The 6808-nt window shown below is 43.6% G+C and carries 8 protein-coding genes and 2 rRNA genes (1 of these 10 running past the window's edge); all 10 read right to left on the bottom strand.

Annotated elements, in window-relative coordinates:
• The gene (gene holB, locus ACVC9U_RS19350; protein ID WP_441391396.1) at positions 1-990 is read right to left on the bottom strand and encodes a DNA polymerase III subunit delta'; all 990 of its coding nucleotides are present in this window, start codon (positions 988-990) and stop codon (positions 1-3) included.
• Between the two features lie 11 nt (positions 991-1001).
• Complete coding sequence (locus ACVC9U_RS19355) at positions 1002-1442, bottom strand: YaaR family protein (RefSeq protein ID WP_003178158.1); 441 nt, start codon at positions 1440-1442, stop codon at positions 1002-1004.
• An 11-nt stretch (positions 1443-1453) separates the two neighbouring features.
• Complete coding sequence (locus ACVC9U_RS19360; protein ID WP_003178156.1) at positions 1454-1783, bottom strand: cyclic-di-AMP receptor; 330 nt, start codon at positions 1781-1783, stop codon at positions 1454-1456.
• 75 nt (positions 1784-1858) lie between these two features.
• On the bottom strand, positions 1859-2497 hold the full coding sequence (tmk, locus tag ACVC9U_RS19365; RefSeq protein ID WP_441391397.1) for a dTMP kinase: 639 nt from the start codon (positions 2495-2497) through the stop codon (positions 1859-1861).
• Entirely contained in the window at positions 2494-3936 is a 1443-nt protein-coding gene (locus ACVC9U_RS19370) for an aminotransferase class I/II-fold pyridoxal phosphate-dependent enzyme (protein ID WP_441391639.1), read from the bottom strand. Before ACVC9U_RS19370 ends, tmk begins: the two co-directional genes overlap by 4 nt.
• 140 nt (positions 3937-4076) lie before the next feature.
• Entirely contained in the window at positions 4077-5270 is a 1194-nt protein-coding gene (locus ACVC9U_RS19375) for a toxic anion resistance protein (protein ID WP_003178150.1), read from the bottom strand.
• A 15-nt stretch (positions 5271-5285) separates the two neighbouring features.
• The gene (locus ACVC9U_RS19380; RefSeq protein WP_441391398.1) at positions 5286-5903 is read right to left on the bottom strand and encodes a 5-bromo-4-chloroindolyl phosphate hydrolysis family protein; all 618 of its coding nucleotides are present in this window, start codon (positions 5901-5903) and stop codon (positions 5286-5288) included.
• Between the two features lie 212 nt (positions 5904-6115).
• A complete protein-coding gene (locus tag ACVC9U_RS19385) occupies positions 6116-6307 on the bottom strand; it encodes a sigma factor G inhibitor Gin (protein WP_020449787.1) in 192 nt (63 codons plus the stop codon).
• A 168-nt stretch (positions 6308-6475) separates the two neighbouring features.
• Positions 6476-6591, bottom strand: a 5S ribosomal RNA gene (rrf, locus tag ACVC9U_RS19390).
• Positions 6592-6650: 59 nt separating this feature from the next.
• A 23S ribosomal RNA gene (locus ACVC9U_RS19395) occupies positions 6651-6808 on the bottom strand; it runs 2772 nt beyond the window's last position.

Genomic DNA, 6808 nt, shown 5'->3' on the forward strand with positions numbered 1-6808 from the left:
TTATCCCTCCTGCAGCATTAAAACCAAGTGCTCCATTAATCCTTGAGCATTCACATTGGAATAAAGCCGTTTTTTTGCTTCTAAAACAGCAAGTATCTGGTTTGTCACTCTTTGTTGTGTTGTTTGCAGCGCATGCTGTTTTAATGATTGGAATAAGTCCTGAAATAGTATTTTATCTTCATGTCCCAACTGAATGGACAACACGTCGAGATATATAAATAAAAGCATATCAAGACCCATTTCTTGGTGGTCTTTCTCCTTGAAAAAGGGCATCCACTGATCTTGAATATAGAAAAAAGCATGTCCTTTTCGCTGGTGTAAGACTTCATACAATTTTATCACTTTCGCTCGCGACTCTGCAAACTGATCATTTCGACTCAATTCGAGCGCTTCCGATAAATTGTTGGTCATATTCGACAAAAGGGCTGCAATATTCGGTGAGACCTCTTGTTTGACCAGTTCCTTTTCAATCGATTCGGGCTGCAGCGACTGAAAGGATAAAACCTGGCATCTCGATATGATCGTATCGAGCAATTTTTGCGGCTGTTCCGTTAAAAGAACAGCGATTGTATCGCTGCTCGGTTCCTCTAAAAACTTTAGAAGGCTGTTCGCCGCATTGACCGTCATTTGATCCGCATGGGAAATAATATACAGCTTTTTATGCGATTCCAAACCGGTCTTAGAAAACTCTTCCTGAAGCGCCTGGATTTGTCCCTTTTTAATGGAAAGGCCGTCCGGATGGACGACGTGTACGTCCGGATGGTTTCCAGATTCAATCCGCTGGCAGTTCCTGCATGACTCACATGGCTCTGCTCCATCTTCAAGGCAAAAAAAGCTTTTTGCCAGAAGGGTTGCCGCGTCTAATTTGCCCGTCCCTTTGCGCCCTTCAAATAAATAGGCGTGGGCAAGCCGATTTCTTTCTATACTATTTTGCAAAAGCTTCATAACCCGTGGCTGAAGCTTCTGCATTTCTGTCCAGGTTGTAGCCATACCATCACTCTCTATGTGTAAAGGTTTATCAGTAAACCCTTTATTTCGCCAATGCGTTCCAAAAGTTCGATAGAGGATTTTTCTTGATCCATAAGATCCTCAGTTAATTGCACAAGCTTTTCGTCCAGTTCTTTCACAATGCTTAATGTCCGGCTGTTTCCGTACAGATCGAAGCTTCTTGAATTCTCCACCGTCAGACCGTTTTCAACGGTCTCTTTTACAAATCGTTTGATCAAGCCTTTGAACCTGGCCAAATCTTTGAAGTTTCTCGATTTTGAGAGGCGTTTTCCGAACGCTTCAATATCTGTTAAAAGCATTGTCAGCTGTTCAACTCGAAGCTTGCCGCTTTGTATATTCATCTTCTCTTTAAATGAAGCAGAAACATTTTCTCCTCTTGCAGGCGGAGTCTGCTGTTTCTCTATCATTGTACGCAGTTCTTGACTTATTTTCATATCCTCAACCCTTAAAATTGATGGAATTGCTCGATCGGCAGTACAAAAACGGTTGCTCCGCCCACTTCAACCTCAACAGGATAAGGAACATATGAATCAGCATTTCCGCCCATTGGAGAAACAGGGGCAATCAGCTGATCCCGCTTGCTTCCGTTTTCTTTTATCAAGCTTAAAGCTTTGTCTACTCGAATATCATCTACACCCAACATGAAGGTTGTGTTTCCCGATTTCAGAAAGCCGCCGGTCGACGCCAGTTTGGTCACGCGAAAATTGTGATCGGTCAAAGCCTTTAAAAGCCGGTTGCTGTCTTGGTCTTGAACAACAGCGATAATTAACTTCATATGAAAAGCCCCCTTTTGGATGGAAACACTTTAAGGATACTCTTGTTACCATTATAACAATGAATGGTAAACTGGTCACAACTGATTTTCTTTTAATGCTTCCTCAATGATGTTATTTACCCTTTTTAACACAAGTTCAACACTTTGGCTGGCATCCACAGTCCGAAATCGTCCGGGGAACCGGTTCATAACTTCTTCGTAGCCTTTTTGAACAAGCTGATGAAAGTGGAGTTTTTCCAAATCAAGCCGGTTTTTCTCTCTTGCATCATTTAAATCGATTCGTTTGATTCCCTCTTCCGGGTCAATGTCGAAATAAATCGTCACATTCGGCATCAGGCTGCCGATCGCGAATTGATTAACAGAAAATACTTCATCAATGCCGAGTCCCCTGGCATACCCCTGATAAGCAAGCGAGCTGTCGATGAACCGGTCGCATAAGACCATTTTCCCTTCTTCAAGCGCCGGTTTTACTTTTTCGACTAGGTGCTGCCTTCTTGCGGCCGCATACAACAAGACCTCTGTTTTGGGATCCATTGCTGTATGGCTTGGATTTAAAATAACCTCGCGAATTCGTTCTGATATTTCAATGCCGCCCGGCTCCCTTGTCGCAAGAACAGAATGGCCGTTTTTCGTCAATTGGTCTGCCGCAGCCTGAAGGATTGTCGTTTTCCCCGCACCTTCAGGCCCTTCAAAAGTAATAAATAAACCGTTCATGATTTCTCCTCTTCTATATATACAGTTAATTGCTTTTGTTTGAGCTGATTGCTGCCCTGAATGTGTACATTCAGATCGACGAGCCGCGTCAGCCGGCTGATCGTCTCTTTTGTTATTCTCTCACCCGCCATGATCAACGGAATGCCCGGAGGATAAGGTGTGACCGATTCGGCGCTTATTCTGCCCGCTGCTTCGGTAAAAGGCACCGATTCTTTTTTGAAGGCAGACAACTTGCTTTTCCGGTAAGGCAAAGCCGTGACTTTTTCAGAAGGGATTCCGATTCCGGCAGGAAGATCATTTCGAACTGCTGTATCTTTCATGTCTTTACTGATTGTGCTGATCAGTTCCGGCGCGGGCATATTTTTTCCTTCAAGCGGCAGGATCAACAGGACTTGCCTTTCATCTGCCAATTCAGGATGGATGCCGTTTGCTTCAAATATGGATTTCAGTTCAAAACCGGAGTGGCCGTACGCTGATCTGATACACAGCTTAAGCGGATCTTGCCGGATACCGGCTTCAGCCGGCTCGACGATCTCGGCTCCGTTTATTTGAGAAAAGGCTTCTCTCATGTTGAGGAGCTCTTTCTCAATATCGGCTGTTCGATTTGTTTTCAAGATATCTTCGGCGTATGCCCTAGCTATATCCAAAGATGCCATGATTGGGTAGGAAGGACTGCTGCTTTGAAGCACGGACAGATAGTATGCCAGTCTGTCCCTGTTGATCCTGCCGCTATTAAGATGCAGATAGGACCCCATCGTCATCGCCGGGAGCGTTTTATGCGCGGACTGGACGACGGCATCAGCGCCGGCTTTCAACGACGACTGGGGAAATGGATGGCCCAGCACAAAATGGGCGCCGTGAGCCTCGTCGACTAAAACGGGAATATCGTGTTGGTGGGCCTTTTCTATGATCGGCTTCAGATCAACTGCATGGCCGTAGTAATTTGGATATGTCAACACGATCCCTTTTGCGTGCGGATATTGTGAAATTGCATCTTCAACTGTTTCGTACAGTATATGTGTGGGAACAGCCATCGCCTCATCAATTTCCGGTGTCAAAAAAACCGGATGGGCGCCTGAAAGTTCAATCGCATGAAATACAGACTTATGGCAGTTACGCTGAACGAGTATCGTATCAGCCGGCTGACAAACAGCCAGGATCATAGCCAGATTCCCAACGGTCGAACCATTGACGAGAAAAAAGCTTTCTTCCGCTCCGTAAAGCCTCGAAACTAAATCCTGTGCTTCCTTGATGACGCCAGATGGCTCATGTAAATCATCCAGTCCTGTCAGTTCAGTTAGATCCACTTTGAGAATCGTTTCAAAAAAAGTTTTTGCTTCATCAAAAAAGACATCTCCATTGTGATGTCCCGGAACGTGAAAAGAATAATGATGTCCTTCAGCATGGTTCACCAATGCTGTATATAAAGGTGTCTTCATATAAACCGATCCTTTAGTCATCTTCTCTATTTTCTTCGGCATCCAGGCGCTGCCGGATGCCGATATGACATTCTGCATTTATTATACCCTTCAAGGCGGATTACATAAAGGGCGGACCATTTGGTAAATGTTAATCTTGCTTATGATCTACGGTTTTGGTTTTCTTTCATGTCCAGCAGCTTAGCCTTGAGACCATCTTCCATTGCCCTTATTTCTTCTTCTGCCTGCAGCCGCTTTGAACGGCCTTCCTCTTGAATTTTAAGCGTCTCCTCAAGTGTACCGATCAGATTGTCCTGCACTTGTTTCAATGTTTCAATATCAATAAAGCCTCGTTCATTTTCCTTTGCCGTTTCGATCGTATTGGCCTTCAGCATCTCGGCATTTTTCAAGAGCAGTTCGTTTGTTGTGGCCGACACCTGTTTTTGAGCCTCTACTGCTCGGCGCTGCCTCAACAGGGTGAGCGCAATAGCAACCTGGTTTTTCCAAAGAGGGATTGCTGTCATAATCGAAGATTGAATCTTTTCCGCCAGCACTTGATTTGTGTGCTGGATCAAACGGATTTGCGGGGCGCTCTGCAGCGTAATTTGCCTGCTTAACGTTAGATCATAAACCCGCTTTTCCAGCCGGTCGGCAAACTGAATCATATCGTTTACTTCCTGAACGGCCATATGGTGATGTTCAGTTTTCGATTTCTCTTTTAATTCGGGAATGGTTTTATGATTTAATTCTTCCAGCTTCAGCTGACCGGCTGCAATATAGACATTCAGTGCCTCATAATATTCTTTATTTTTTTCATAAAGCCGTTCGAGCATCTTATTATCATTGATCAGTGCGCTTTTGGAATGCTCAAGTTTTACGCTGATTCTGTCTATTTGAGCGCCGGTTTTTTGATACCTTGATAACATTTCTTGAACAGAATGGGATACTCTTCCGAACAAACGGGAAAAGAAGTTCCTTTTTTCAGTTTTCAATTCATCGGGGCTGACCTGTTCAAGCTTTTTCATGAGGTCGCTTAAAACCTGCCCAATTTCACCGACATCTTTTTTTTGGACGTGCTCAAGCATCTCATGTGAGAAGTTCAAGAGTTTGGATTGAGCTTGCGTTCCATACAGAGTAATGCTGTTATGGTTTTTCGGGTCAATCTGTTCGGCCAGTTGAAATGCTTGCCGGCGTTTTTCTTCAGATAACGTATCAACCAGATTCACTTGCTGCCCGCGGAGTTTTTCCTCCACGCCGGAAACAGGCGTTTCTCCTTGTCCAAAAGGATCGGAAAGCAAATCATCAAATTCCAGCTGTGCGCCAGTTTTGTGTAACGATGGTTTATATTCGCTCATTTCAGCTTTCCTCCATCAGCTTTTTTTCATTGAATGCTTCGCGACGTCCAGTTCAAACTCCAAGTGATCAATGTCTGTTTTCAGCAAGTCATAAAGGTCGTCTTCCAATTGCTTGGCGAGCTTATCGATCATCATACGCGTTTCGCTTAAAGAAACTTCAAGATTCGCATTGCGCTTTGGCTGTGACGCCAAAAACGCATGCTTTTCCGTCAGTTCAACAATTGAATCAAGGCTTTGATAATAAAAGCGTTCAACCTGATAAAAACGCTTTGGTTCGTTCTTTGTGATGCTGTAAATTTTTCTGACGATACGGAGAATTTCTATATTTTGTTTAATCGTTTGAATGTTTTTGACTGCGAATAAGGCTTTCCTTAACCGGGCGATTTTCAGCTTAGCTTCCCGCAGATTCTGCTTTATATAGGCATATTCCCGCCGTGTAAGCTGGTTTTCTTTTAAAAACAAATAGGTTCCGTACCATTTCCCGCCAAGATAAACGGCAACCCAGGTTCCGGCTGCATAAGCGGAAGACAGCAGAAAAGTCTGGTTAAGCGCGAAGAAGCTGGTGAACCAAAGGAGCACGGACAATGCACTTGCAGCAGTTGCACGAAGCATAAAATGAAGAATCGGTTTCATTACACCACTACTCCTAATATATAAATTTCTTTTTTTATGATAAATCGGTCGTTTCTTTATACTACTTTCTAATACGGATATCGGCTAAACAAAGTTTCAGCTCGAAAATCATGGTGTATAGCAAAAAAGACACCTTAACCGTGTCTTCATCACTTTCATTATACCTTTCATCCATACAGACTTAAAGGCTTAAAAAAAAGACCTGAAACGGTCTAAGAATATAATGGCGGCGTCCGGAGACTCTTTAATTTTTTGACATAGTCAGAGTACTCAGGGTCTGATGTTGAGGTAGATATAATCTTTTTCTCACAATCCGAACATAAAAATTTCGTATAAAGGTGAATGCCTTCGGTTTTATTTTCCTCGCAAATGATACACGTTTCCCCATGATTAGACTTACTCATCCATTCCACCTCCATGGGTTTCAGTATTCCCAAAGAACAACATTTGTATACAAAATTAAGAATGTTTTTGAAGGTTAGATTAGTATATGTAGTCAGGAAGGGTTAGGTGTTTGTATCAATGAAGTTCCGACAAAAAAGACCAGCTTATATAAGCTGGTCTTTTCAAGTGCTTGGCGGCGTCCTACTCTCACAGGGGGAAGCCCCCAACTACCATCGGCGCTGAAGAGCTTAACTTCCGTGTTCGGCATGGGAACGGGTGTGACCTCTTCGCTATCGCCACCAAACTAATTTGAGAGGTGTTCTCTCAAAACTAGATAACGGTCAGACGATTCACAAAAGTATTTAGGTTAAGTCCTCGATCGATTAGTATCTGTCAGCTCCATGTGTCGCCACACTTCCACCTCAGACCTATCAACCTGATCATCTTTCAGGGATCTTACTTCCTTGCGGAATGGGAAATCTCATCTTGAGGGGGGCTTCATGCTTAGATGCTTTCAGCAC

The sequence above is a fragment of the Bacillus sp. GM2 genome (assembly GCF_056155945.1).